The 25,908-nt window shown below is 70.5% G+C and carries 26 protein-coding genes and 1 riboswitch; of the genes, 7 read left to right on the top strand and 19 right to left on the bottom strand.

Annotated elements, in window-relative coordinates; translation table 11 throughout:
- The first annotated feature begins 216 nt into the window (after positions 1-216).
- Positions 217-651, top strand: a complete 435-nt coding sequence (locus ACWIHT_RS27760; protein WP_456170981.1) for a hypothetical protein — start codon at positions 217-219, stop codon at positions 649-651.
- A gap of 10 nt (positions 652-661) precedes the next feature.
- On the opposite strand, the gene ACWIHT_RS27755 is transcribed toward ACWIHT_RS27760, so the two are convergent.
- Positions 662-1,756, bottom strand: a complete 1,095-nt coding sequence (locus ACWIHT_RS27755; RefSeq protein WP_456170980.1) for a phosphotransferase family protein — start codon at positions 1,754-1,756, stop codon at positions 662-664.
- Positions 1,757-1,896: 140 nt separating this feature from the next.
- The gene (locus tag ACWIHT_RS27750; protein ID WP_456170979.1) at positions 1,897-2,997 is read right to left on the bottom strand and encodes a hypothetical protein; all 1,101 of its coding nucleotides are present in this window, start codon (positions 2,995-2,997) and stop codon (positions 1,897-1,899) included.
- Between the two features lie 142 nt (positions 2,998-3,139).
- Here ACWIHT_RS27750 and ACWIHT_RS27745 point away from each other — a divergent pair, with 142 nt between their 5' ends.
- The gene (locus ACWIHT_RS27745) at positions 3,140-3,373 is read left to right on the top strand and encodes a hypothetical protein (protein ID WP_456170977.1); all 234 of its coding nucleotides are present in this window, start codon (positions 3,140-3,142) and stop codon (positions 3,371-3,373) included.
- Here the strand turns inward: ACWIHT_RS27745 and ACWIHT_RS27740 are convergent.
- The 4 genes from ACWIHT_RS27740 to ACWIHT_RS27725 all read right to left on the bottom strand — a co-directional run bounded on the left by ACWIHT_RS27740 (position 3,327) and on the right by ACWIHT_RS27725 (position 7,078).
- The gene (locus tag ACWIHT_RS27740) at positions 3,327-4,508 is read right to left on the bottom strand and encodes an acyl-CoA dehydrogenase family protein (protein ID WP_456170976.1); all 1,182 of its coding nucleotides are present in this window, start codon (positions 4,506-4,508) and stop codon (positions 3,327-3,329) included. The genes ACWIHT_RS27745 and ACWIHT_RS27740 overlap by 47 nt on opposite strands.
- A gap of 229 nt (positions 4,509-4,737) precedes the next feature.
- A complete protein-coding gene (locus ACWIHT_RS27735) occupies positions 4,738-5,397 on the bottom strand; it encodes a TetR/AcrR family transcriptional regulator (RefSeq protein WP_456170975.1) in 660 nt (219 codons plus the stop codon).
- A 65-nt stretch (positions 5,398-5,462) separates the two neighbouring features.
- A complete protein-coding gene (locus ACWIHT_RS27730; protein ID WP_456170973.1) occupies positions 5,463-5,609 on the bottom strand; it encodes an SCO1431 family membrane protein in 147 nt (48 codons plus the stop codon).
- Between the two features lie 101 nt (positions 5,610-5,710).
- On the bottom strand, positions 5,711-7,078 hold the full coding sequence (locus ACWIHT_RS27725) for a peptidase C39 family protein (RefSeq protein WP_456170972.1): 1,368 nt from the start codon (positions 7,076-7,078) through the stop codon (positions 5,711-5,713).
- 230 nt (positions 7,079-7,308) lie between these two features.
- Between ACWIHT_RS27725 and ACWIHT_RS27720 the strand changes: the two genes are divergently transcribed.
- Positions 7,309-7,929 (top strand): uridine kinase family protein, encoded by a 621-nt coding sequence (locus ACWIHT_RS27720; protein WP_456170971.1) that lies wholly within the window; start codon positions 7,309-7,311, stop codon positions 7,927-7,929.
- A 433-nt stretch (positions 7,930-8,362) separates the two neighbouring features.
- On the top strand, positions 8,363-10,222 hold the full coding sequence (locus ACWIHT_RS27715; protein ID WP_456170970.1) for an AAA family ATPase: 1,860 nt from the start codon (positions 8,363-8,365) through the stop codon (positions 10,220-10,222).
- Positions 10,223-10,340: 118 nt separating this feature from the next.
- Here ACWIHT_RS27715 and ACWIHT_RS27710 read toward each other — a convergent pair whose 3' ends face one another.
- The 10 genes from ACWIHT_RS27710 to ACWIHT_RS27665 form a co-directional block, all read right to left on the bottom strand.
- Complete coding sequence (locus tag ACWIHT_RS27710; protein WP_456170968.1) at positions 10,341-11,399, bottom strand: hemolysin family protein; 1,059 nt, start codon at positions 11,397-11,399, stop codon at positions 10,341-10,343.
- Positions 11,396-12,736 carry a hemolysin family protein gene (locus ACWIHT_RS27705; RefSeq protein WP_456170967.1) on the bottom strand — a complete coding sequence of 447 codons (1,341 nt, stop codon included), beginning with the start codon at positions 12,734-12,736 and terminating at the stop codon, positions 11,396-11,398. The genes ACWIHT_RS27710 and ACWIHT_RS27705 overlap by 4 nt, the downstream gene beginning before the upstream one ends.
- A gap of 175 nt (positions 12,737-12,911) precedes the next feature.
- Positions 12,912-13,355, bottom strand: coding sequence for a PH domain-containing protein (locus tag ACWIHT_RS27700; protein WP_456170966.1), 444 nt, complete (start codon positions 13,353-13,355; stop codon positions 12,912-12,914).
- A 14-nt stretch (positions 13,356-13,369) separates the two neighbouring features.
- Positions 13,370-14,218 carry an ATP phosphoribosyltransferase gene (gene hisG, locus ACWIHT_RS27695; protein WP_456170964.1) on the bottom strand — a complete coding sequence of 283 codons (849 nt, stop codon included), beginning with the start codon at positions 14,216-14,218 and terminating at the stop codon, positions 13,370-13,372.
- A 59-nt stretch (positions 14,219-14,277) separates the two neighbouring features.
- Entirely contained in the window at positions 14,278-14,550 is a 273-nt protein-coding gene (locus ACWIHT_RS27690; protein WP_018534786.1) for a phosphoribosyl-ATP diphosphatase, read from the bottom strand.
- Between the two features lie 34 nt (positions 14,551-14,584).
- A complete protein-coding gene (gene ribH, locus ACWIHT_RS27685) occupies positions 14,585-15,070 on the bottom strand; it encodes a 6,7-dimethyl-8-ribityllumazine synthase (RefSeq protein WP_019059681.1) in 486 nt (161 codons plus the stop codon).
- Between the two features lie 37 nt (positions 15,071-15,107).
- Positions 15,108-16,397 (bottom strand): bifunctional 3,4-dihydroxy-2-butanone-4-phosphate synthase/GTP cyclohydrolase II, encoded by a 1,290-nt coding sequence (locus ACWIHT_RS27680; RefSeq protein WP_456170962.1) that lies wholly within the window; start codon positions 16,395-16,397, stop codon positions 15,108-15,110.
- The gene (locus ACWIHT_RS27675) at positions 16,394-17,038 is read right to left on the bottom strand and encodes a nicotinamide mononucleotide transporter family protein (protein WP_456170961.1); all 645 of its coding nucleotides are present in this window, start codon (positions 17,036-17,038) and stop codon (positions 16,394-16,396) included. The genes ACWIHT_RS27680 and ACWIHT_RS27675 overlap by 4 nt, the downstream gene beginning before the upstream one ends.
- The gene (locus tag ACWIHT_RS27670; protein WP_399122318.1) at positions 17,035-17,637 is read right to left on the bottom strand and encodes a riboflavin synthase; all 603 of its coding nucleotides are present in this window, start codon (positions 17,635-17,637) and stop codon (positions 17,035-17,037) included. The genes ACWIHT_RS27675 and ACWIHT_RS27670 overlap by 4 nt, the downstream gene beginning before the upstream one ends.
- Before the next feature lie 150 nt (positions 17,638-17,787).
- Positions 17,788-17,921, bottom strand: a riboswitch (FMN riboswitch).
- A gap of 250 nt (positions 17,922-18,171) precedes the next feature.
- Entirely contained in the window at positions 18,172-19,398 is a 1,227-nt protein-coding gene (locus ACWIHT_RS27665) for an ROK family transcriptional regulator (RefSeq protein ID WP_456170960.1), read from the bottom strand.
- A 136-nt stretch (positions 19,399-19,534) separates the two neighbouring features.
- Here ACWIHT_RS27665 and ACWIHT_RS27660 point away from each other — a divergent pair, with 136 nt between their 5' ends.
- Entirely contained in the window at positions 19,535-20,746 is a 1,212-nt protein-coding gene (locus tag ACWIHT_RS27660) for an MFS transporter (protein ID WP_456170959.1), read from the top strand.
- Here ACWIHT_RS27660 and ACWIHT_RS27655 read toward each other — a convergent pair.
- The 3 genes from ACWIHT_RS27655 to ACWIHT_RS27645 all read right to left on the bottom strand — a co-directional run bounded on the left by ACWIHT_RS27655 (position 20,706) and on the right by ACWIHT_RS27645 (position 24,032).
- Complete coding sequence (locus ACWIHT_RS27655) at positions 20,706-21,182, bottom strand: acyl-CoA thioesterase (RefSeq protein WP_456170958.1); 477 nt, start codon at positions 21,180-21,182, stop codon at positions 20,706-20,708. The two genes, ACWIHT_RS27660 and ACWIHT_RS27655, sit on opposite strands and share 41 nt — an antisense overlap.
- Before the next feature lie 360 nt (positions 21,183-21,542).
- A complete protein-coding gene (locus ACWIHT_RS27650) occupies positions 21,543-22,808 on the bottom strand; it encodes an alginate lyase family protein (RefSeq protein WP_456170957.1) in 1,266 nt (421 codons plus the stop codon).
- Positions 22,809-22,922: 114 nt separating this feature from the next.
- Positions 22,923-24,032, bottom strand: coding sequence for a glycoside hydrolase family 6 protein (locus tag ACWIHT_RS27645; RefSeq protein WP_456171046.1), 1,110 nt, complete (start codon positions 24,030-24,032; stop codon positions 22,923-22,925).
- A 140-nt stretch (positions 24,033-24,172) separates the two neighbouring features.
- Between ACWIHT_RS27645 and ACWIHT_RS27640 the strand changes: the two genes are divergently transcribed.
- Positions 24,173-24,859, top strand: a complete 687-nt coding sequence (locus ACWIHT_RS27640; RefSeq protein WP_456170956.1) for a DUF5995 family protein — start codon at positions 24,173-24,175, stop codon at positions 24,857-24,859.
- A gap of 88 nt (positions 24,860-24,947) precedes the next feature.
- The gene (locus tag ACWIHT_RS27635) at positions 24,948-25,877 is read left to right on the top strand and encodes an LLM class F420-dependent oxidoreductase (protein ID WP_456170955.1); all 930 of its coding nucleotides are present in this window, start codon (positions 24,948-24,950) and stop codon (positions 25,875-25,877) included.
- The last annotated feature ends 31 nt before the right edge of the window (positions 25,878-25,908 follow it).

Below are 25,908 nucleotides of genomic sequence, written 5' to 3'. Positions count from 1 at the left end.
TCATACCCGGTTCGTGATGTGGCGGAGCGCGGCCCGTGAGTCAGCTGGGGACAAATCCACCGCCCAGGGCATCTGCGGGCGGCATGTGACGAACGCCACAGGTCCCGAACGGTCTCCGTGATGCTCTCGTGATTACCGCGGAGACGGGACGGGAAGTGCTTGCTGTGGTCGAGGCCGCAGCGCCTTCACGGCCCAGCCCAGTAGGGGGAGAAACCCATGCAGAGTCTTCAGCGCCCTGGACGCACCGCGCCCAAGCGGCCGCAGCTCGTCGTCGAGTACGAGCCGGAGGGCGTCGAGTCCGACGGTTTCGAGGCCGACGAACTCGACGAGTACGACACCTTCGAGATGTACCGGGTGATCTGCCCGGACTGCGTGCAGCCCATCGCGCTCCTCGCGGACGAGGAGGTCCTGCCGGAGCACGCGCTGTGCGCCTCGCCGTGGAACCCGTTCGGGCTGACGGTCTGCGCCGGTACGGGCCGTGAGGCGGCCGACGCCCGGTCCGCCGACGAGTCCGCGGAACCCCAGGAGCAGGACACCGCGCTGCTGTTGACGCTCCCTCAGGGGCTCGACTGGCGGACGCAGCCCTTCTCGCACGTCGGCGGCCCCAGCTCGCGTCCGATGCGGGTGCCCGACATGCGCCGCGCCGCCTGAGCGCTCTCGCTCAACCCCAGTAACTGCCCTGCACCATGGCCCGCAGGCTGCTGTGGTGCAGGATCAGCGTGTCCGGGTCCGCCGGGACGGCGCTCTCCCCGAAGTGCACCTGCCGGTAGGCGACGCGCAGCATCACGATCGCGTGCCGCAGGGCCGCGTACAGGGTGTAGAAGTCCATGTCGCGCGGGGTGTGGCCGGTGAATTCGGCGTACCGGGCCTCCACCCGGTCCCGGCGGAGGAACTCCGGCAGGCCCGCTTGGCCGAAGGCGGCCGTGAGGTCCTGGAAGAAGCGGTGCAGATAGACGGTCCAGCCGAGGTCCACCTCGCGCGGGGCCGGGGCCGCCATCTCCCAGTCGAGGACGGCGACGGGGTCGAACCCGTCGTAGACGACGTTCCCGATGCGCGCGTCGCCCCAGTTGAGGACCGTCTCGCCGGGGTCGGACGGCCAGAGTTCGGTCAGCCGGTCGAAGGCGCTCTCGATGAGCGGTGAGCGGGCGAGTCCGTCAACCACCCAGTCGTAGTAGGCGCGTTGGGCCGCGACGTGGCGGCTGAGGGCGTCGCCCTCGCCGGGGAGGGTGAGGAACTCGGCCTCGGTGGGCGGGACTTGGTCGTGCAGGCGGGCGATCAGTCCGATCGAGGCAGCCTCCAGGTGTTCCCGCTCCGCGTCGGTCGCCGCGTGCAGCCAATTGCCCTCGTACGTATAGGGCATGACGTCCGGCGGTACGCGTCCGGCCACACGTTCCATGACGAAGAACGGGGCGCCGAGCGGGCCCGGATCCTCCTCCAGCCAGCGGACTTCCGGTACCGGGAGGTCCGTGCGGTCGGCGACCAGGCGCATGGTGCGGAACTGGCGCGGCATGTCGTAGACCGGGAAGACGGTGTACGCCGCCGGGTCGGCCGCGAGTCTCAACGCGCAGGCGCGCAGCGGTGGTTCGGGGTGTTCGATGTCGAAGAGGAGGGTCTCGCTGGACATGCCGTTCGACGCGGGGACCGTGATGTCGACGGCCTTGGCGCCGGGCAGGCGGGTGTCGAGCCAGGCGGTGAGGCGGTGGGCGAGTTCCTCGGGGTCGCGGGTGGTGGTGCGCGGGCGGGGTGCCGTGGCCATGGGTCAACTCCCTTGCGGTGCTTCCGCGTCGAAGCCGGTAAGACCGACGGGCTCGGCGCCGGAAAAGCGGGATTCGCACCACGCCGTCGGACGACAGTCGAGTTCCTCGGGGTCCCGGGTGGCCATGTGCGTCAACTCCCCTACGGTGCGACCGATTCGAAGCCGGTGAAGCCGCTCGGGTCGTGGCGGCCGAAGGAGCCGTGCTCGAAGATGCCGTGGCCCACCCGGCCGTCGAGGCGGAAGCGGGCCGCGTGGTCGGTGACTCCGTAGGCGGCGAGCGGGTTGGGCCGGGTGAGGTCGTAGGTGCGCGTGTCGGTCCAGCCACGGCCGCGCCAGGTGCCGTGCTGCCAGTCGTCGGCGGGTGGGTAGCCGGCGCCGATCGCGAGCGGGGACGAGGTCAGGATCTCCACGTCGAGTTCCTGGGGCTTGCGGGCGTCCCCGAGGTGGACGAGGGCGCGCTCGGGGTGCCGGGTGCCGGAGCGGTAGGTGATCTCGGCCTGGGGCCAGCCGAGTTGGCGGTCCCGGTGGCCGGGGCGGACCACGGTCGCCTCGTTCAGGGTGCGGTGACCGTCGGCGTCCTCCTGGACGATCACCATGAGGAAGCGGTCCTCGAAGCGGACCGGGCACCAGATCCAGTGGAAGCCCTCGGTCGGGTGGTCCGCGGCGAGCCGGCCGCCCTCCTCGCCGGGAATGGGCCGCACGCCCCAACTGCGGTCGCGGGTACCGGTCCAGCCCTCGGCGGTGACCCGGAACTCCTCGTCACCGGCGCGGATCACGCCCTCCACACCGCCCGCCTGGACGAAGCGGCGCCCTTCGAGGGTGAGCCGGTCGCCGCGGTACTGGACGTGATGGGGTTCCCAGAGGGCCGGGAACTCGGCGGTCCAAGTCAGGTCGTACGAGAGGGAGTTGTCGTCGCAGCGCAGGCGCAGTCGGCGCAGTGGCTCCTCGACCTCGATGTGCAGGGGGCCGACCGCGAGGTGCATGCGGTCGTCGCCGAGGGCGTCCGAGGCGCGGACGGCGTGCAGGGTGTCGCCGGTGCGGAGGGTGGCGTAGGCGTCGATCACGCCGACGTTGGGGTAGACGCCGAGGCCGAGGATGAGCAGGGCGCGGCCCTCGTGGTCGAGGACGTGGAAAATGCAGCGGTCGTAGGCGTTCCGGTCGCCGGTCGCGACGTGCTTCATCGACAGGGGGACCTGGTGCACGGGGTACTCGTCGAGGGGCACGGGACGGTCGTCTGCCACGGCTAACCTCCCCTGGGGACAGTGGAGGTGACGGTACGTCAGGTTGTGTGCGGTAGCCAGAGGCGAGAGCCGTACGCCGGTGAACTCACGCTCGAATACCCGCGCCGGTGACCTGTCAACGGGCCTTTACGTTGCCCCGGGTATGACCGCCACCTATGCGTCGACCGAGCGCCGCCGCCGCATCTTCGTCCCCGCGCCCGACCAACCGGCGCCGCCGCAGGACCCGCCCATCTACCGTGATCTCATGCGGACTTGGGCCGACCGGGGCCGCACCCTGCCGGGGCGGCACGATCCGGAGTGGGTGCGGCTGGCGGAACCGCCGGTCGGGCTCAGCCAGTTCGGCGGGCTTCAGGACCCGCCAGGTGGCGGGCGATGACCATGCGCTGGATCTGGTTGGTGCCCTCGACGATCTGTAGGACCTTCGCCTCGCGCATGTAGCGCTCCACCGGGAAGTCCGCGGTGTAGCCGTATCCGCCGAGCACCTGGACGGCGTCGATGGTGGCCTTCATCGCGGTGTCGGTGCAGTGCAGCTTGGCCATGGCGGCCTGTTTGGCGAACGGCCGGCCCGCGTCGCGCAGCCGGGCCGCCGCGAGGTAGAGCGCCCGGCCCGCCTCGATCTGGGTGGCCATGTCGGCGAGCATGAAGCGCAGCCCCTGGAAGTCGGAGATCGGCCGCCCGAACTGCTGCCGTCCGGTCGCGTACGCCAGCGCCTCGTCCAGCGCGGACTGGGCCAGGCCGATCGCGCAGGCGGCGATGCCGAGCCGTCCGGAGTCCAGCGCGGACAGGGCGATCGCGAAGCCCTGGCCCTCCTCGCCGAGGCGCCGCTCGTCGGAGACGCGGACGCCGTCGAAGTGGACCTGTGCGGTGGGCGAGCCCTTCATGCCCATCTTTTTCTCCGGTACGGCGCCACTGAGACCGGGCGCGTCACCGGGCACCAGGAAGGCGCTGATCCCGCGCGGGCCGTCCTCGCCGGTGCGGGCCATGACCGTGTAGAAGTCGGCGATGCCGCCGTGGGTGATCCAGGCCTTGGTGCCGTCGATCACCCAGTCGTCCCCCTCCCTGACCGCCTTCGTGCGCAGGGAGGCCGCATCCGAACCGGAGGACGGCTCGGAGAGGCAGTAGGCGCCCAGCAGTCCGCCGCCGAGCATCGCGGGCAGGTGCTCGACCTGCTGCTGCTTGGTGCCGTAGTTGGCCAGCGCGTGGCAGGACAGGGAGTGGACGCTGACGCCGAGGCCGACGGTGAGGCGGGCCGCCGCGAGTTCTTCGAGGACCTGGAGGTAGACCTCGTACGGCTGGTCGCCGCCGCCGTACTCGGAGTCGTAGGGCAGGCCGAGCAGTCCGGAGTCGGAGAGCAGGGTGAAGACCTCGCGCGGGAAGTGTCCGGCATCCTCTTCCTCGGCCGCCCTCGGGGCGATCTCACGCTGCGCGATGTCGCGGACCAGCGAGATCAGATCCCGGGCCTCGTCCGTGGGCAGTTGCCGGTCCACCGGCTGCGGGGCGCGGTCGGGCATGGCGACGCTCTCCTCCCTGTCGGGACATCGGCGGGCGTACGCCTGGGGTCGAGGCGCCTGCGCGGGATGTCGCACGGGTACGGCCGCTGCTCCCGCTCCCGGGTCTCGGAAGCGGCTGACCAGCGACTCTGCGCTGTGAGTATGCCCGATCGGAGGTCTCTCGTCACCAGTTAACGACCGCTCACTTCGAGAATAACCCGGTCGTCCGGAACGGGGCGGGAGCGCCTGTTCAGCCGTCCCGGCGGGCGGGGGCCGGCGCCGGATACGTCGGGTCCAGTTCCTCGATGGCGCGCAGGGTGCCGCCGAGGGTCTTCACGAGGAGCTCGCGCATCGTCTCGCGGGACAGGTCGGGGCCGCTGATCCACTCCAGGGTCGCGCCCTCGACGCTGCACACCCAGCCGAACAGGCCCATGCGCGCGAGGCGGGAGATGTCGCTGCGGCCGTAGGCCCCGTCGGCGATGGTCTCGACGATGGCGGCGCGCACGCCGTCGCGGATGGCGTGCACCTCGGCGTCGAAGCCGACCCCGCCGCTGACGATGGTGCGGTAGGCGGCCTGGTTGTGCTCGGCCCAGCGGAGATAGCTGTCCATCGTGCGCTGTACGCGGTCCAGTTGGGGCAGTTCGAAGCCGCTCGCCGCGAAGGTCACCAGGTCGGCCACGGAGTCGTTGATGATCGCCAGGTAGTAGCCGCGCTTGGACTGGAAGTAGTAGTAGATCAGCCCCTTGGCGACATGCGCCTGCCGCGCGATGTCGTCCATGGACAGCGCGTCGTAGGACGTGTCGGCGAACAACTTCCGGCCAATGGCGATGAGTTCGGCGCGGCGCGCCAGGGAACGCTCGGTGCCGCGCGCCCGGGGACGTACGACGTCACGCTGCTGACTGATTTCCAATTTCGACTCTGGCTCTCCAACTGGGCTTGGTCAACCGCAGTATGGCAGGTCAAGTATGCGTCAGGTCACAGCAGGCCGATTTGAGTCACGAGCATCGCGATCACCACGACGAGGGTCCAGCCCATGATGTGTTCGACGATCTTCGGGCCGTCGCCCTTGGGGCCGCCGGTGCGGATGCGGGCGCGCGCGGCGCCGGCCGAGTGTGCGGTCATGATGGCTCACAGAGGTCGGATGTGCGGTGGACTCCCCCGTTCTGTCCACCTTGCCATCCATATCGCCTTCCGCACCGGAGACCTTGGTCACAGCCCCGGGGTCAGCGCACGCCCACCGCCGCGAGTGCGGTGCGCTGGCGGGCGGTCGGCCGCGCCGGGAAGTAGAGGTAACAGACGCCGCCGGTACCGGAGGAGAGGTTGCCGGAGGAGTTGTACCGCTTGGTGCGCAGCCAGATGTTCTCGAACTCGCGGCGCCTGTAGACGCGGCGGACGGCCGGGTCGCTGGGTGAGTTGGGGTCGTTGGCGATCACATCGCCCGCGGCGGTGAAGCCGATCACGGTCATCAGATGGCCGGAGGTGCCGTACCCCGCGCCGGTCAGCTCGCCGCTGAGGAACGACTGTGACGTTATGGCCGGGATGCCCGCCGCGATCAGCGTCTCCAGGTCGGTGAGCGAGCCGAGCCGGGTGACCACGCCCTGGAGGTCCTGGTACGTGGCCGCGTAGGCGGCGTTGAACGGCCAGTTGCCGCAGCCTTTGTACTGGTGGTCGTAGGTGAAGCGGGCCGCGTTGTCGACCTGCGGGTCGGCATAGCTCGGGTCGACCCAGGCCAGTTGCTCCGGGGTGAGCCGGCCGCCCCAGTACTCGATGATCATCTGCGAGGAGGTGGGGCTGCACCAGGCCTCGCCGCCATTGTCGTACTCGGGGTACTGGCCGATGTGGATCTCCTGCGAGTAGCGCGGGACGATCAGCTCCTGGGCGAGTCCGGGCACGGAGGCCGGGACGGTGAAGCGGTCGGGGACGTCAGATCCCATCGCACCCAGCCGCCACACCGTGGGGGTGAGCTTGGTGCCGGGCTTGCGGTAGAGGGTCAGGCGCAGCCGGTACGACGCCAGGCGCAGGCCCGTGGTCGCGTCGTCGATCGCGAAGGTGTCCGTCCAGACGGCGGACTTGCCGTCCTTCTGGTCGTCGACGGAGGTCCGCTTGATGTCCTGGTCGCCGGCGGCCCAGCGGCCCATCACGTACCAGGGGGTGTCCGTGCCGTCGGAGTACGTGCCGCGCAGTTCGACCTGGATCCAGGTGCCGGCGGGGGTGTGCGCGTTCCAGGAGGCGATGGCCTCCGTCGCGGGGACGGAGAGCCTGTGGACGGGGGACGTCCAGGTCCCGTACTCCCAGGCGGCGGTCCTGCCGGTGTGCGGGTCCGTGTAGTCGACGCTGCCGAGGGCGGCGCCGATGGCGAGGCCGGGGCGGGAGCCCGGGACGGCCCGGGTGCCCCTGGCTTTTCCGCGGCACCAGTCGTCGTAGGTGGTCCACGCGTGGTTGTCGACCGTGGGGGCCAAGGCGGGGCCACGGCCGGAGTCGCCGACGTCGGTCGCGGTGTCGGCGGTCGCGGGGCCCGTGCCGCTCACCACCGCGGCGCCGACCGCCGCGGCCAGGACGGTTCTGCGGGACGGATGTTCGGCTCTGCTCATATGCGGAAGACCCCCAAGGCGTTCCGAGTCGGGACAGATCCAGTGCACGGTCGTGCGCCAACTATGTACGCCGACGGCATGCCCCTGCCAGCACCGCGAGCCATGTCACGCCCACCAATATTGGTCTCGACCACTGGCATCGACCACCGGCATGACCTGGGGCGCAGCCCGCCGCTCCGTAGAATGCCGGGGCGACCTGCGACATCGGCCCACGACCTCCGGGACCCCTCATGCACGACCTCGCCCACCGGCTCCGCCGGCTGCCCCCGTCCTGCGGCCCGGTCCGGCTCGTCGGTGTCGACGGGCACGCGGGGTCCGGGAAGTCCACGTTCGCCGGGCGGCTGGCCGCGGCCCTGGGCGGGGCACCCGTGCTGCACCTGGACGACCTCGCCACCCACGACGAACTGTTCGGCTGGACCGACCGGCTGCTGAGCCACGTGATCACCCCGCTCGGCCGCGCCGGGAGCGCCCACTACGCCCCCTACGACTGGCACACCCGACGCTTCGGACCACCTCTCGCGCTGCCCTCCGCGCCCGTGGTCCTGATCGAGGGCGTCGGCGCCGGACGCCGGGCGGTACGGCCGTTCCTCGCGGGGCTGCTGTGGATGGAACTGCCCCGGGAGGGGTCCTGGGCAAGGGGACGGCTGCGGGACGGAAGTGAGCAACGGGACTTCTGGGACGGGTGGGTCGAGGCGGAACGCGAACACTTCGCCGAGGACCCTTCGCGGCCGTACGCGGACTTCCTGGTACGGCAGTTGCCGATGGGGTACGAGGTGCTGCCGGGGCCCTCCGGGACGATTGGACCGGACCACGAAATCACCCACGGTGACGGACCGCCCGCAGTGTGCTGAACTTGTGAAGACCGTCATGCTCGAACTTGCCTGAGTGCCTCAACTCGGCTTGACCCAGGGGCCGTACAGGTCTTACGTTCTGAATGTGCGGCCGTTCGGAGCCGCCCAGAGTCGCGAAGCCCCCGGTTGTTCCCCCGTGATCGGGGGCTTCGTTCTGCTCTCAGCGTCGTTTCCGGCCGCTACGACCCGTGATTCGCTCACCCTGGGTCACCATTCCGAGTGCGCCCCATCTGCTCCCACCTCGCCAAACGGCCTGTGCGGCACCCTTCGAAGCGCGACTGCCCCGCAGGTACGATGCCCAGGGTGCGACCGACGGACGGCTGCTTCGCGCACCACGGCAACTCCCGTCCGCGGCACAGCGGTTCGACCCAGACTGCCGACGGGCGCCGGCCCGGCGGCGAATCAACGGGGGCACGGTTTGTGGGGGGACGTGATGGACTTCGGCACGCAGGGCCCCGAGGCCCCGGCCGACCTCGCGTGGCTGCGAGGCGTGGACGCCTACACGATGGGCGCTTATCCGCAGGCGGAGGAGGAGTTCCGCACCGCGGTACGGATGGATCCCGGGATGGCCGACGGCTGGCTCGGACTGCACGCGCTGCGCGTCGACACGACCACCGCGCTGCTGCGGATGTACCGGCACCGGGAACGCTTCGGGGAACAGCGCACCAGACACCGCCGGACGCTCAACTCCTGGTACTGGCTGGGCTGGTGGGTCCAGCCCGTGCTGGAGAGCCCGCGCGATCTGCTGCTCGCGCACGCCTCGCACTGGCTGGACGGCCGCCATGTGCCCGAACTGGACCGCGCGTTGGCCGGACTGCCGCCCGTCGACACCGACCACCAGGTCCGCTTCCTGCACGCCTGCCGCGCCTATCTGGTCAAGGACTGGGAGCAGCTGGTCCGGCACACCGATCCGCTGCTGAACGACCAACTCCTCGGCATCGAGGCCGGGTTGTTCGGCGGGATGGCCCGGGTCCGGCTTGAGATGTACGGCCAAGCCGAACCGCTGCTGTCCTCCGCGCTGATGCGCTGTCGCAGCGAACAGCCGCAGCGCAAGGAGTTGCGGTACTGGCTGGCACGGGCCCACGAGGGCACCGGCCGCAGCGCCGCCGCGCTCCCCCTGTACCGGGCGGTGCACCGCGTCGACCCCGCGTTCATGGACACCTCGGCGCGGCTCGCCGCGATCACCGACTCCGACGGGTACGACGGCTCCGAGGACGTGACCGACCTCGCGGCGATCACCCTCTCCGGCGGGGCGGACGCGCTGGAGGGGCCGGACGGGCTCGATCCGCTGTTCGGCGCGGAGGGGCGCGATCTGAAGCTGTCGGAGCCCGGTCTGCCGCCGACCGGTCCGCTGCCCTCGGCGGCCGACTCGGTGCGCGAGAAGACCTCGGTGCCCGTGCCGCCGCTGCCCACCGGACCCACCGACCCCGTCTTATTGGAGGAGGCGCTCAACGAGCTGGAGCGCATGGTGGGGTTGGAGCCGGTCAAGCGCCAAGTGAAGGCACTGTCCGCCCAGTTGAACATGGCACGGCTGCGGGCCGGACAGGGGCTGCCGGTCCAGCCGCCGAAACGGCACTTCGTCTTCTCCGGTCCCTCGGGCACCGGCAAGACCACCGTGGCCCGGATACTCGGCCGCGTCTTCTACGCGCTCGGGCTGCTCGGCGGCGACCATCTCGTCGAGGCGCAGCGGGCTGATCTCGTCGGCGAGTACCTCGGTCAAACGGCCGTGAAAGCCAACGAGTTGATCGACTCCGCGATCGGTGGCGTCCTCTTCGTCGACGAGGCCTACTCGCTCTCCAACTCCGGTTACGGCAAGGGCGACGCGTACGGCGACGAAGCCTTGCAGGTGCTCTTGAAGCGGGCCGAGGACAATCGCGACCACCTCGTGGTGATACTGGCCGGCTACCCGGAGGGCATGGACCGGCTGCTCGCCGCGAACCCCGGACTGTCGTCCCGCTTCACGACTCGCGTCGACTTCCCCTCGTACCGTCCCCTCGAACTCACCTCCATCGGGGAGGTGTTGGCCGCGGAGAACGGGGACGTGTGGGACGAGGAGGCGTTGGACGAGCTGCGGTCCATCGCCGGGCATGTGGTGGATCAGGGGTGGATCGACGAGCTGGGGAACGGGCGGTTCCTGCGGACTCTGTACGAGAAGAGCTGTGCGTATCGGGATCTGCGGTTGTCGGTGTATCCCGGGATGTTGACGCGGGATGACTTGTCGACTTTGCGGTTGCCGGATCTGATGCAGGCGTATGGAGAGGTGTTGTCGGGGCGGGGGCCTGCCGGCGGCTGAGCGGTACGCGCGATCTCGGGTGGCTGTTGTTCGTTCGCGAGTGCAGGTGCGTTGTGGCTGGGCGCGCAGTTCCCCGCGCCCCTGGGTGGGGACAGGGAACGCGCGCCAGCCAGTACCGTCAGCTCGGTACCGTTTCCTTCAGTTTCTGGGTCGGGACCTCCCTGTGGGCCGGGTCCGTCACCTCGCCCACCAACAACTCCAGTACGTCCTCCATCGCCACCAGGCCCAGCACCTTGCCGGAGGCGTCCGCCACCTGGGCCAGGTGCGTTGCCGCGCGGCGCATCACCGTCAGGGCGTCGTCGAGAGGGAGTTCGGACCGTAGCGTCGTCATGGGGCGCCAGATCTGTTGCGGGACCGCCCTTTCGGATTCCTCCAGGTCCAGGACGTCCTTGACGTGCAGGTAGCCCATGAAGGCGCCGGTCTCCGCCGCGACCGGGAAGCGGGAGTAGCCGGTGCGGGCGGTGAGGGCGACGATCTCGCCCGGGGTGACCGAGGGGCTGACCGTGACCAGGTTCTCGCGGCGCAGCAGGACGTCGGTGACCGGGCGGGAGCCCAACTCCAGTGCGTCCTCCAGGCGTTCCTGTTCCTCGGGGTCGAGGAGGCCGGCCTGGCCCGAGTCCTCCACCAGGCGGTTGAGCTGTTCGCTGGTGAAGACGGCCTCGACCTCGTCCTTGGGCTCGACGTGGAAGAGCCGCAGGATGGCCTGGGCGACGGCACCGAGGGCGATGGTGATCGGCTTGCAGACCCGCGCGAAGGCGACCAGGCCGGGGCTGAGCCACATCGCGGCCTTCTCCGGGGCGGCCATCGCGAGGTTCTTCGGGACCATCTCGCCGATGACCAGGTGGAAGAAGACCACGGCCGCCAGGGCGAGGATGTAGCCGAGGGGGTGGATCATGCCCTCGGGCAGGTGCATCCACTCGAAGACCGGTTCCAGGACGTGTGCGACGGTCGGCTCGGCGACCGCGCCCAGGGTCAACGAGCAGACGGTGATGCCGAATTGGGCCGCGGCCATCATCTGCGGGAGCCGCTCCAGGCCGTAGAGGACCTGGCGGGCGCGGGCCGTGCCGAGGGGTTCGATCTGGCTGCGGCGGACGGAGACGAGGGCGAACTCGGCGCCGACGAAGAAGCCGTTGGCGAGCACCAGCAGTACGGCGAAGAGGAGTTGGAGGACGGTCATCGGGCCGCCTCCATGGAGTTCACGGCGGGGGCCGTGCGGACCAGACGGACGCGTTCGGCGCGGTAGTGGCCCACCTGTCGGACTGACAGGCGCCAGCCGGGGAGTTCGGCCTTGTCGCCGGGGGCGGGGATGCGGCCGAGGAGGTCGGCGACCAGTCCGGCGACGGTCTCGTACGGTCCTTCGGGCACGTCCAGGCCTATGCGTTGGAGGATGTCGACGCGGCAGCTGCCGTCGGCGTCCCAGGCGGGTTTCCCGTCCTCGGGCGGTACGGCGGCCAGTTCGGGCGGTTCGTTGAGCACGTCGTCGTGTTCGTCGCGGACCTCGCCGACGAGTTCCTCGACGATGTCCTCCAGCGTGACCACACCGGCCGTACCGCCGTACTCGTCGACGACGACGGCGATCGGCTGCTCGCTGCGCAGCCGGGCCAGGAGGGGCTGGACGGGCAGGGTCTCGGGGACCAGCACCGGGGACTTGGCGATGCTGGTGACGGGGGTGCGGAGTCTGGCGTGCGCGGGCACGGCCAGGGCGTCCTTGAGGTGGACCATGCCCACGATCTCGTCGATCTTCTCGCGGTAGACCGGGAAGCGGGAGAGACCGGTGGCGCGGGTCAGGTTGACCACGTCCTCGGCGGTCGCCGAGGACTGGAGCGCGCTGACCTTCACGCGCGGGGTCATGACGTGCTGCGCGGTCAACTCGCCCAGCGACAGGGTCCGTACGAAGAGATCGGCCGTGTCCTGTTCCAGGGCGCCGGCCTGCGCGGAGTGGCGGGCCAGGGAGACGAGTTCGCCGGGGGTGCGGGCCGAGGCCAGCTCCTCGGTGGGCTCGACTCCCAGGGCGCGGACGAGCCGGTTGGCGACCGCGTTGAGCGCGGCGATCACCGGGCGGAACAGCCGGGCGAACGCGTGCTGCGGTGCGGCGACGAAGCGCGCGACCTGGAGGGGCCGCGACACCGCCCAGTTCTTGGGCACGAGCTCGCCGATCACCATCTGCACGGCGGAGGCGAGCAGCATGCCGACGACCACGGCAACACCGGAGACGGCGCCCTCGGGGATGCCGATCGCGCTGAACGGGCCGTGCAGCAGCTGGGCCAGGGCCGGTTCGGCGAGCATGCCGACGACCAGGGAGGTGATGGTGATGCCGAGCTGGGTGCCGGAGAGCTGGAAGGACAGCTCCTTGAGCGACTCGACGACCGTGGCGGCCCGTCGGTCGCCCTCGGCGGCGGCCTTCTCGGCCTCGGGGCGCTCCACGGTGACGAGCCCGAACTCGGCGGCAACGAAGAAGCCGTTGGCCAGAATCAGCAGGATCGCCGCTCCGAGGAGCAGCAAGGGGATGGTCATGCCGCCGCCTCGATATGTCGGGAGGGGGCGGCGCAGGTACTACAGGACGATCCGTCCATCGCTGGAGGGAGTCACTCCTCGGGTAGCAGGGGGCCTCAGGAGACAGGGGGGAACACCGGTGGCGGAGGCGCGAGGAAAAACGCCACCGACAACAGATTAATCAAGACATGGCCATCTACGGCAGATCCCTTGTCGAGTGGGCCTCTGTGAGCGCCCGCAGCGTGCGTGCGTCGGCGATGGCCCGTTCCTTGGCGATGCCGGGCTGGATGCCGAGCACGGGGAGGCTGGTGCCGTCGTTGAGGTTGAGGAACACCCAGGGGTCGCCGGGGCGCAGGTTCACCTGGAGGATCTCGGCCCACTCCAGATGCCGCCTGCTGGCGATGTTGACGACGGTGACACCGGTCTCGTCGGCGACGACCTTCACGCGCGCGAGCACGGCCAGCACTCCGAAGAGAAGGGCACCTGTGAGGACGAAGCTGAGCTTTTCCCCGGGGCCGAGCTGCTCCAGGAGCAGTGCGACGGCCGTGATGACGACGAAGATCGCGGCGCCCGCGGTGAGCAGTACGGCCCGGGTGCGGCCCGGCCTGAACGTGACCGGCAGGGCGGGGAGTTGAGACATGGCTGGCGTGTTCCTCAGAGACGGCAGGCGTGGATGGCCGTCGTCAGGATGGCGCGGGCGCCGATGTCGTACAGGTCGTCCATGATCCGCTGCGCCTCCTTGGCGGGGACCATCGCGCGGACGGCGACCCAGCCCTCGTTGTGCAGCGGGGAGACGGTCGGGGACTCCAGGCCGGGGGTGAGCGCGACGGCCTTCTCCAGCTGCTCGACCCGGCAGTCGTAGTCCATCATCACGTACGTCCGGGCGACCAGGACGCCCTGGAGGCGGCGCAGGAACTGCTGGACCTTGGGCTCCTCGACATCGGCGCCCTTGCGGCGGATGACGACGGCCTCGGACTTCATGATGGGCTCGCCGAAGACCTCAAGTCCCGCGTTGCGCAGGCTGGTGCCGGTCTCGACGACGTCCGCGATGACCTCGGCGACGCCCAGCTCGATGGCCGTTTCCACGGCGCCGTCGAGGTGGACCACGGAGGCGTCGATGCCGTTGTCGGCGAGGTGCCCGGCGACGATTCCCTCGTACGAGGTGGCGACCGTCTTGCCCTTGAGGTCCGCCATGCTGCTCGCCTCGCCCGGCTTGGAGGCGAAGCGGAACGTGGAGCGGGCGAAGCCGAGCGGGAGGATCTCCTCGGCGGAGGCGGCGGAGTCGATGAGCAGGTCGCGGCCGGTGATGCCGATGTCGAGGCGGCCGGACGAGACGTAGATCGCGATGTCGCGGGGGCGGAGGTAGAAGAACTCGACCTCGTTGACCGGGTCGACGATCCGCAGTTCCTTGGACTCCCGGCGCTGCTGGTAGCCGGCCTCATGCAGCATGTCCGCCGCAGGTCCTGACAGGGAACCCTTGTTGGGGACGGCGATGCGCAGCATGAGGTCGGCTTCCTTCGCGTGAAATGGGGTGATCTGTCGCAAACGGTTCTGAACTGGTTTTACAGGTGGGCGTAGACGTCGTCCAGCGAGATTCCGCGGGCGACCATCATCACCTGGACGTGGTAGAGCAGCTGCGAGATCTCCTCGGCGGCCGCCTCCTTGCCCTCGTACTCGGCGGCCATCCAGACCTCGGCGGCCTCTTCGACGACCTTCTTGCCGATGGCATGGACGCCCTTGCCGACCAGCTCTGCGGTGCGGGAAGTGGCGGGGTCGCCCGTGGCGGCCTTCTGCTGGAGCTCGGTGAACAGCTCCTCGAACGTCTTATTGGACATGGTGCTGCCCACCCTATTGCAAACAATCGTGGGCTTAACGCCACGGTTCAGATACTGAGCGGAGGGTGGCCGCCGTCGCCACGGCCGCCGTCACCGCCTCGTGCCCCTTGTCCTCGTTCGAGCCTTCCAGGCCCGCCCGGTCGAGGGCCTGCTCCTCGGTGTCGCAGGTCAGGACGCCCATGCCGACGGGGACGCCGGTCTCGACCGAGACCTGGGTGAGGCCCTGGACGACGCCCTGGCACACGTACTCGAAGTGCGGGGTGCCACCGCGGATGACGACGCCGAGGGCGACGATCGCGTCGTAGCCCCGGCCCGCCAACACCTTTGCCACGACCGGGAGTTCCCAGCTGCCGGGGACCCGGAGCAGGGTCGGCTCGTCGATCCCCAGGTCGTGCAGGGCGCGCAGGGCGCCGTCCACCAGACCGTCCATCACCTTTTCGTGCCACTGTGCCGCGATGACGGCGACCCGCAGGTCCCCGACGTTGCGTACGGACAGTTCCGGTGCGCCCTTGCCGCTCACGTTCTCTTGTCTCCTAAGAGGTCTGGTAGAGGTCTGGTTACTGGTTGCCGCAGGTGGACACGGGGGCCGGGTCCAGCCAGGGCAGGTCGTGGCCCATCCGGTCCCGCTTGGTGCGCAGGTAGCGGAGGTTGTGCTCGCCCGCCTGTACGGGCATCGGCTCCCGGCCGGTGACCTTGAGGCCGTGCCGGACGAGCGCGTCGGTCTTGTCGGGGTTGTTCGTCATGAGGCGCAGGCTGCGGACGCCGAGGTCCTCCAGGATCTGCGCGCCGGCGCCGTAGTCCCGGGCGTCGGCGGGCAGGCCGAGTTCGAGGTTGGCGTCGAGGGTGTCCCGGCCGCGCTCCTGGAGTTCGTACGCCCTGAGCTTGGAGAGCAGGCCGATGCCGCGCCCCTCGTGGCCGCGCAGGTAGACCACCACTCCCCTGCCCTCCTCCTGGATGCGCTCCAGGGAGGCCTCCAGCTGGGGGCCGCAGTCGCAGCGCAGGGAGTGGAAGACGTCGCCGGTGAGGCACTCGGAGTGGACCCGGACCAGGACGTCCTCGCCGTCGCCGATCTCACCGTGGACGAGGGCGACGTGCTCGACGCCGTCGACGGTGGAGCGGTAGCCGTAGGCGGTGAACTGGCCGTGGCGGGTGGGGAGTTGGACCTCGGCCTCGCGGCGGACGGTGGGTTCGGCGGTCTGCCGGTAGGCGATCAGGTCCTCGATGGAGATGATCGTGAGGCCGTGCTTGCGGGCGAACGGGATGAGTTCGGGGAGACGGAGCATCCGGCCGTCCTCTCCCGCGATCTCGACGATCGCGCCGGCCGGGCGCAGGCCCGCGAGGCGGGCGAGGTCTACGGCGGCCTCGGTGTGGCCGTTGCGCGTGAGGACCCCGCCGGACCGGGCGCGCAGCGGGAAGATGTGGCCGGGGCGAACGAAGTCGTCGGCCTCGGTGGTGCCGCTCGCGAGGAGCCGGAGCGTGGTGGCGCGGTCGGCGGCCGAGATGCCGGTGGTCACACCGTGGGCGGCCGAGGCGTCGACCGACACCGTGAACGCGGTCTTCATGGACTCGGTGTTGTCCTCGACCATCTGCGGGAGCCGGAGCCGGTCCAGCTCGTCGCCCTCCATGGGGGCGCAGATGAGGCCGCGGCACTCGCTCATCATGAAGGCGATGATCTCGGGGGTGGCCTTCTCGGCGGCGATGACGAGGTCGCCCTCGTTCTCGCGGTCCTCGTCGTCGACGACCACGACCGGGCGGCCGGCCGCGATGTCGGCGATGGCCTGCTCGACCGGGTCGAGCGAGAAGTCCTCGAAACCGTCTGTGCTGTACAGGATCGGTGCCGTTGTCATGCCGGCGCTCCTTCCAGGACGGGCTGCGGGGCCTTGCGGGAGCGCAGCCACCAGTCGCGCATGCCCCACAGGACGAGTGCGCCGTAGATGACGTAGACGAAGCCGGAGAAAGCGAAGCCGTTGGCGAAGTTGAGGGGGACGCCGACGAGGTCGACGAGGAGCCAGGCGAACCAGAACTCGACCATGCCGCGGGCCTGGGCGTACATCGCGACGATCGTGCCGACGAAGATGTAGGCGTCGGGCCACGGGTCCCAGGAGAGGGACGGGTACGCCTTGAAGAGGGCGGCTACCGCGACCGTTCCTACGGCTGCCGCGCCGACGAGGATCGCGCGTTCGCGCCAGGTGGCGAAGCGGGGGGTGATGTGACCGTCGGCGGAGCCGCCCCTGCCGCGGTTCCACTGCCACCAGCCGTAGACCGCGACGACCATGACGACGATCTGCTTGCCCGCGCTGCCGGAGAGGTGGGCGGTGGCGAAGGCGGCGAAGAGGATCACGCCGGAGACGAACTGGGTGGGCCAGCTCCAGATCGAGCGCCGCCAGCCGAAGGCCAGGGCGATCAGGCCGACGACGTTGCCGATCATGTCCGACCACTTGATGTGCTGGTCGAACAGGACGAACGCCTCGGAGTTGAGCCAGTTCACGGGGTCACCTCGCGGTCGCCCATGAGCCGCTCGACGTACTTGGCGATGACGTCCACTTCGAGGTTGACCGGGTCGCCGGGCTGCTTGAGGCCGAGCGTGGTCAGGTCGAGGGTCGTGGGGATGAGGCTGACGGTGAAGTAGTCGGGGCCCGCGTCCACGACGGTGAGGCTGATGCCGTCGACGGTGATGGAGCCCTTCTCCACGACGTAGCGCGTGAGGTCGGCGGGGAGGGAGATCTTGACGAGCTCCCAGTTCTCGGACGGCTTGCGCTCCAACACGGCGCCGGTGCCGTCGACATGGCCCTGCACGATGTGTCCGCCGAGGCGGGCGCCGAGTGCCATGGGGCGTTCGAGGTTGACGCGGGAGCCGACGGCGAGGGCGCCGAGGCTGGAGCGGTTCAGGGTCTCGGCCATGACGTCGGCGGTGAACTCGTCACCCTCGTGCTCTACGACGGTGAGACAGACGCCGTTCACGGCGATGGAGTCGCCGTGCTTCGCGCCCTCGGTGACGATCGGGCCGCGCAGACGAAAGCGGGAGGCGTCGTCGAGACTCTCGACGGCGGTGACCTCACCCAGCTCTTCGACGATTCCGGTGAACACTTCCCGGGTCCTCCTGCCACATCGGGGCACGGACTCCGGGGCCTGTCGAAGACGACAGAATGAAACGAACGGAAGCACCGAGGACGACGCCGGACAGGACCCGTCCACACAGGACGAGCCAATACGGCGGCGCGCACGAATGCCCGCCCGCCGCGCACTGCCTCCCATCCGGACTTTAACCGTCGGTCCAGGAATTCCACCTGGTCAACCGGCCGCTGAACAACACGGACGGGTCGCGGACTGTAACCGCCGGTTCGGACTTTCACCGACCCCGGAGTGCGCTGCTTCTGGTACACGGCAAGTGTGCCACGCCCGGCAAGGGTCCATCCAGGTGAAGTGTGTGGGCTGGCTCACAGAGAGCGTCGATGGACTTCTCAAGGAGCCCTCACCTGCTGGATCATCTGGTCTAGTCCTTTTCTGGATCTCGGACTCCCGATCTCGGACTCCAGGCAGGATCCCCATGATCCGGTCCGGCGGTGGTGACGACGGCCCTTGCCCACCGCCGGGCCTCTCAGCCGGACAGGCCCGAGCCCCTCAGCCGAACAGTTCGTCCTGCGCGCCGTCCTGCGCGGTCAGCAGCGCGCCGCGCAGCACGGCTCCATCGCCGAGCACGCTGGGGCGCACCTCCGCGGGCAGGGGTGACATGAGGGCGATCCGTTCGGCCACGCGTACGGCGAGTTCGTCGCCGCCCGCCTGCCCGACCCCGCCGCCGAGGACCACGCACCCGGGGTCCAGCAGCGCGACGACGGACGCGACACCGAGGGCGAGGCGCTCGGCGAGGGTGTCCAGGAAGCGGGCGGCGCGGACATCGGTCACCGTCGCGACCGCCCACCGCACGACCTCCGCCGCGGTCGTCCCCTCCCCCGCGCCTCCGGCACCCAACACGCCGCATTCCCGGGCCAGTTCGAGCACCGCGGCGGCTCCGGCCAGTGAATGGAAGCCCCCTTCGCAGTCCGTCGCCGACGGGAGTCCCCGGGTGCCCGGCACCGGCAGGAAGCCGAGTTCGCCCGCGCCGCCGGACGCCCCTCTGCGCAGTGCGCCGTCCAGCATCACCGCGGCGCCGATGCCCATGTCCAGCCAGAGGAGGACGAAGGTGTCCCGGTCCCGGACCGCGCCGTCGCGCATCTCCGCCAGGGCCGCGAGGTTGGTCTCGTTCTCGACGACGACACGGGCGTCGGGCAGCCGCTCCTGGAGGGCGCCCACCAGGCTGCGGTGCCAGGCGGGCAGGCCAGTGGTGTCGCGGAGTTCACCCGTGGCCGGGTCGATCAGACCGGGGGCGCCGATGCCGACCGTATGCAGACTGCCCCACTCGCGGCGCTGAACGCCCTTCTCCGCGAGCCCGGTTGACCCCGACCCCGCCTCCTTCACCGTCCGCTCCACCAGCGCGACGGCCTGCTCCACCGCCGGACCCGTCCCCGCGTCGGCGTCGATCGGTACGGACGCCTCGGCGAGGACCCGGCCGACGAGGTCGGAGACGAGGACGGAGACGCTCTCCAGGCGGACGTCCAGCGCGGCCAGATGGGCGCGGTCGCCGACGATGCCGTACAACCGGGCGTTCGGGCCCCGCCGTTGGGCCCCCGACTCGCCGACCATCTCGATCAGTCCGGAGGCCGTGAGGCGTTCGACGAGGTCGGCGACGGTGGGTCTGGACAGTCCGGTGAGCTGCTTCAACTGCCCTGCCGTCAGCGGGCCTTCGCGTTGCAGGAGACGCAGGGCGAGCCGGTCGTTGATGGCCCGTGCGGTGCTCGGGGATGCGGGCATGCCGGGAATCCTCCCAGATCGGGGGCGCGCGCCGGGCGGCTCGTAATTCTCTATCTATCAGGCAGGGTTCCTGATAGTTTACGCGACGCAGCTGAGGGCGGGGACGGGAATAGGAACAGCAGGAGGGGCCGGAACAATGAGCGAAGTGGTCTACGACCGACGCGAGGTGAAGCGCGCCCGGTACGCCGTGGCGGCCGTCTTCACCGTGCACGGCGCGGTCACCGGCTCGTTCGCGACCCGGGTGCCGTGGATCCAGGAGCACGCGCACGTCGCCGCGGGCTGGCTCGGCTTCGCGCTCGCCTTCGGGGCGTTCGGCGCGTCCTGCTCGATGCCGCTGGCCGGTTGGATCACCCACCGCTTCGGCAGTCGTACGGCGTTGCGCGGGCTGATCTCGCTGTGGACGACGTCCCTGGTGCTGCCGTCCCTCGCGCCGAACCTGGTCACCCTGTGCCTGGCCATGTTCATGTACGGGGCGAGCGCGGGCATGGCCGATGTCGCGATGAACGCGCTCGGGGTCGAGATCGAGCGGCTCCTCGACAAGTCGATCATGTCGAGTCTGCACGGCATGTGGAGCGCGGGCGCCCTGATCGGTTCGGCGGGCGGCACGCTGGCCGCGCACCTCGGGTCGGACGCGCGCGTGCACCATCTCATCGCGGCCGTGATCCTCACCGTGCTCGGTGTGACCGCCTGCCGCTGGGTGCTCGACATCCAGCCGGGGGTGGAGGAGGAGGCGCCACCGCGGTTCACGCTGCCACCCCGGTCCGCGCTGCTCATCGGTGCGGTGGGCTTCTGCGCGGTGTTCGCGGAGGGGGCCAGCCTCGACTGGTCGGCGGTGTATCTGCACGACCAGTTGGGCACGTCGGCCGGGCTCGCGGCGGCCTCGACGACCGGTTTCATGCTGACGATGGCGGTGGCCCGGCTGGTGGGCGACGCGGTGGTGAACCGCTTCGGCTCGGTGCGTACGGTCCGCGCGGGCGGGCTTCTGGCTGTGTGCGGTGGGCTGTTGATCGTCGTCGCGGACGGCCCGGCGCTGGCGATGGGCGGGTTCGCGCTGCTCGGTCTGGGCATCGCCGTGGTCGTCCCGCTGTGCTTCGCGGCGGCGGGTCACAGCGGGCCCAACCCGAGCCAGGCCATCGCGGGCGTGGCCACGATCACCTACACCTCCGGGCTGATCGCGCCGAGTCTGATCGGTGGGGTCGCGCAGGCGACGAGCCTGGTGGTGTCGTTCTGCCTGGTCACGGTGTTGGCGGGTGGGCTCGCGGTCTTCGCGGGGGTACTGCGCGCCGGGGACCGGGACCGCCCGAAGGTCAGCGCTCCGAGCGCAGCAGTGCCCGACCGGCAGCTCTGAACGCCTCGCTCCAGGGCGCGGGGCGCAACGTCTCCGCGTCCAGCCGGACCAGGACGCGGGTACCGGTCGCGTACGTCACCGAGCCGTCGGCGGAGCAGAGCCGGAACCCGTACGTCAGGCCGGTCGTACCGAGCCGGTCCAGCCACAGGTGGACGCCGTAGCCGCCGGGCTTGGTGACCGGCGCCTCGTAGCTGATGACCAGTTCCTTCACCACATTGCAGGCGTCACCGGCGGTCGCCCAGTCCCCGTCGAACCGGACGCCGTGCTCCTGCCACAGCTCGGTCCAGGCGCGCTCGACGAGGAGCGGATAGCGGGCGTTGTGCAGCATGCCGAGAGCGTCGAGGTCGTCGAAGTGGACGGCCACGGGGATGAGCCGCCCGTGGGCGAGGCCAGTAGCGGTGGCGATGTCGGTGGCGGACGGGCTTTCGACGGTCACGGCGGGGCTCCCGAGCGGTGCTGAGTGGGGCGATGGAGACTGTGGGGACACCCCATTCTAAGCAACCGCTCAGGAACCCCTGTTCGAGAGGGCCCAGGTCAAGCGGGCCGCGCGAACTGGTCGGACCGGTCGGACGAGGACAGGAGAGTTCGCGCGGGCCGGTCGGCCGACGACAGCCGGGTCCGCGCAGACCGGTCGGCCGACCTCGGGCGGGCCCGCGCGGACCGGTCGGACCAGGACAGGCGGACCTGCACGAGCCGGTCGGCCGGTGGCCGGCAGGCCTTCGCCGCCCGATCAGTCCGTTGATGGGCGAGTGCTCGTGGATTGGGCGGCCGACGGCGGGCGGGCTCCGCGCGTCGGTCAGCCGGTGATCGAGTCCAGTTGTTCCGCCGCCGGGCGCAGTGCCCACAGGTCGCCGGCGGGTGGTGTCTCCAGTTTCGGTACGGCCGCCTTGGCCCGTGCGTCGCCCGCGTCGGCCGCCGCGTGGACGATGTCGCTCGCCGCGTAGCGGTAGAACTCCAGCTCCGGATGCGACCACGCGGCGGCTCCGGTCGCGGCGGGCAGCAGGTAGTCCACGGCCTTCAACAGGCCCTGCCCGTCCGGGCCTTGGTAGGTCCACAGGTTCACGCCGACATGGCGGCCGATAGCCGCGAGCCGGGTGTACGCGACCAGGTCGAAGGTCGAGTAGTGCCAACTCCGGGTCCGCGCGAGCTCCTGCGGCTGGCTGCCGTCGCCCGCGATCTGGGGGTCGATGCGTTTGGCTCGCGCGTTCAGCACGGTCTGCCTGGCCAGTGCCTTGTCGCCGGTCGCGTAGGCGAGGGCGGCCAACTCCATGTCGTAGAAGGTGCCGTGGTTGTTGGCGGCGGCGCCCTCCTCCTTGCCGAAGGCGCTGTCCTTCAGCCAGCCGAGGAAGTCGGAGTTCCACCGGGCCATCGCCGTGCGGTCGGTCTTCGTCCAGCCCGGCGCGCCGGTGCCGAGGATCGCGATGGCGTCGACGACGCTGGTGTACGACTGCGAGAAGTCGATGATGCCGATGGCGCGGCCGTCGTACTTGCAGGGGATGAACTGGGCGTGGTTCAGGTTGGGGTTCATCCTCGTGGCCGGGTCGAGGAACCAGGTGCGCAGGACCTGGTCGGCCTTCCGCGCGTAGCGCTTGTCGCCGGTGTAGTACCAGGCGAGCGCGAGGTCGTACGTCGAGTCGAAGACCTTCTCGACGTCCTGGCGGTCGGTGCCCGTGTCGACCTCGGGGTTGCGCTGTCCGTCGCGCTGGACGTACGGGCAGCCCCAGGGGTTGGCGGCGGTCGGGGTGGTCGTGGGCCACCAGTACGGGGCCTGGCTCAGGTAGTCGTGAACATCGCCACCGGGGGCGGGCTTTGGTTTGTCGACGACCGTCCAGGGGCCCTGGTGCAGCCAGTTGTCGGCACGGGTCGTCAAGTCCCGTAGGGCGCGCCGGAGTTGGGGATCGCCGCGGTCCAGCCGGAGCTTGGTCTGCTGGAGGCGGGCACCGTCGAGGACGGCGGTCTTCGGGACTACGGGCGCCGCGTGCGCGGAGGCGGAGGGGACGAACACGGCGGTCAGTACGGCCACGGCCGCGAGCAGCACACCGAGGCGGGGTCTGGCACTCATACACCGACTCCAATCATGTATATGAACCATGTTCATGAATGGAACCGTGCGAGCGTAAGACCGTGCACCGGTCCTGACAATGGTCCGGACCGGATTCACGTACAGAGATGAAATTCAGCGCGCCAAGTCGTAGGCGTACGACGCTGTGAACGTGCCGGCCGCGCCCTTGCAACCGTCCGACTCCCCCGGCAACTTGACCCACAGATAGCCGTCGATCCGCGCCTCCCCGGTCTCCAGGGTCGGCGCCCGGCCGATCTTCCGGCCCGCCGGGTCGCACCACTGGCCGTCGGCCGGGGCGCCGTTGCCGTTGCGGCTGGTGTCGATGACGGCACCGAGGCCCGCGGGGCCGCCGAGGGCGGCGAGGACCTGGCGGTCGTAGGCGATCTCGGCCGAAGTGGCGTGGAAATTCGAGACGTTGCTGAAGATCCCGTCGGAGGAGGCTGTGGAGGCCGCGCCCGCCTGCTTGAGCAGGGACGCCTGCTGCCCGGCCGGGTTCCAGTCGGAGTGGCCCGCGTCGTAGTACACGCGCGCTTTCGGGTCGGCGGCCTTCAGGACGCGGCCCGCGCGGGCCAACGCCGCGAAACGGTCGGCGCGTTGGCCGTCGGAGAGGCAGTCGGACTGGGCTATGGAGTCGGGTTCCAGGATCACGACGACCTCCCCGGAGCCGAGCCCCGCCGCGAAGTCGTCGATCCACGCGTCGTACGCGTCGAAGTCGTCCGCGCCGCCCTCGGAGGCCCCGCCGCAGTCCCGGTCCGGGATCGCGTACGGCACGACGACCGGCACCCGGTCCTGGGCGGCGGCGCCCGAAGTGACCGCGCGGACCCGGGAGGTGATCGTCGACGGCGTGAAGTCGGCGAACCACACGGCCGCGGGCTGGTCGGCGATCCGGTCGGCTATGACCTCGGTGCGGGGGTCGTCGGGGTGGGCGCGGACCCAGTCGAGGACCTGGGACTCCGGGTGGCGGTAGAGGCGGGGCGAGACGGCAGTGGTTCGCCGGGGCTTCCGCGCGGTATCCGTCGCCGCGGTCTTCTTCGGGCGGGTGGACGAACTCGCCTTCGCGGACGGGGAGTTCGACACCGACGGCACGTCGGGCAGCGGCACCAGCAGCGTCGCACCGCTCGCGTCCGGCCGGGCCCGGTCCGTGCCGCGCTCGTCGTCCAGCGCTCGGATCATCCCGGTCACCGTGCCGACCGCGACCACGACCGACGCGGCCACGACCAGCACGTTCCGCCGGGCGGCCCGGCTCCGCCGTCGGCCACGCGAACCTGACACGCTGCCCCCTCGCGCCGCGCCCGTTCCCCCGTTCTGGGGAAGTGTCGGGCCCGGCGGCACCTCGGCCAGCCTAGGACTGGGACGCTGCCCCCATGGGGCAATTGGCACACTTCACCACACCCGTGGACAAGGTCGTCTCCCGGCTGCGCGCGCTCGACGAGGAGCTGCCCGCCGGGGACGGGATCGCGGTGTTCAACCGCGTCTACCTCGCCGTCACGGAGGCGGTCGACCGGAGCGTCGACGCCGGGCGGTTCACGGACGCGCGGGCCGCGATCACGCTGGACGTGCGGTTCGCGGAACGCTATCTGGCGGCCGTCGACGCGGTCGCCAACGGGCGCCGCGCGCCCGCCTGTTGGCGCCCGCTGTTCCAGCTGCGCCGCCATCCCGGTGTACGCCCGCTGCAGTTCGCGCTGTCGGGCATCAACGCGCACATCGGCCACGATCTCGCGCTCGCCGTCGTGGACACCTGTCGTACGCTCGACTGCGAACCGGCCGATCTGGAGGACGAGTTCGACCGCGTGGGCGATCTCCTCGTGGCGCTGGAGGAGCGCGTCCGCGAGGAACTGATGCCGGGCCCCGACCTGTTCCAGATCGCCGATCCACTGACCCATCTGCTCGGCTCGTGGAGTCTGGAGCGCGCCCGCGACGCCACCTGGACGGCGGCCCGGGCCCTGTGGGCACTGCGTGGACTGCCCGATGTCGCCGAGGAGTTCACCGAACGGCTGGACGCGGCGGTGGGGCTCGCGGGCCGCATGATGCTCACGCCACTGCCGGACTGATCCGGCCATACCGGGAGACAGGGCCCGCCGTGGGGCATCGTGAGCGTTACGTTGACGGCTGGAATGCCTGATGCGAAGGAGCACGAGCATGGCCACCAGGTTGGGTCTCACTCTTCCCCAGACACGGCAGTACGACATCGGCAAGGACGTCCCGGACGTGGCCCGCACGGCCGAGGAGATCGGCTACGAAAGCCTCTGGGTGTTCGAACGCGCCCTCTTCCCGGAGCCCGCGACACAGGGCCTCTACGGCATGCCGGGCGTCCCGTGGCCCGACGAGTACCGCTCGGTCGCCGAACCCCTGGTGACGCTGGCGCTGGCCGTGTCGGCCACCCGGCGGGCCCGGCTCGGCACCAGTGTCCTGGTGGCCCCGCTGCACGGACCGTTCCAACTGGCCAGGACGCTCGGCACGTTGGACGCGGCGAGCGGCGGCCGGGTGGTGGCCGGGCTCGGCACCGGCTGGTCGCTCGACGAGTACGCGGCGGCGGGCATCGCCCCGTTCGAGGACCGGGGCAGGTCCCTGGACGAGATTCTCGCCGTGTGCCGCGCGGTGTGGGGCCCGGACCCGGTGGTGTACGAGGGCGAGTTGAGCACCGTCGCCTCGGCGGTGGTCGGCCCGAAGCCCGCCCGGCCGATCCCCGTGCTGCTGCCCGCGATGAGCAGGAAGGCGAGGATCCGCCTCGTCGACCACGCAGACGGCTGGCAGCCGGTGGCCATGGGCGCCGGGCAACTGGCCGCCGAGTGGCGGGCGTTGCGCGAGCTGGCCGCCGAGCGCGGCCGTACCGAGCCGATCCAGTCGGTGGCCCGGATCAACCTGCGGTACACGCCCAAGGCGTACGAGGGCGCTGAACGCCCGCCGTTCCACGGCAACTTCGACCAGATCGTGACCGATCTCGTGGCCCATGTCGAGGTCGGTCTCGACGAGTACTTCTTCGAGTTCGCCGGTGTCCCGCGCGACGCCGAGGAACTCAAGGACCTGGCCGCCGAGCTGTACACGGCGGCCCGCGCGGCCGGGGTCTGAACTCCGGTCTGGACTCCGGCCTGAACTCCCG

The sequence above is a fragment of the Streptomyces sp. NPDC002276 genome, assembly GCF_053891435.1.
Note: the sequence above shows the minus strand (reverse complement) of the source record. Positions and strands in the feature narration are given on the sequence as shown.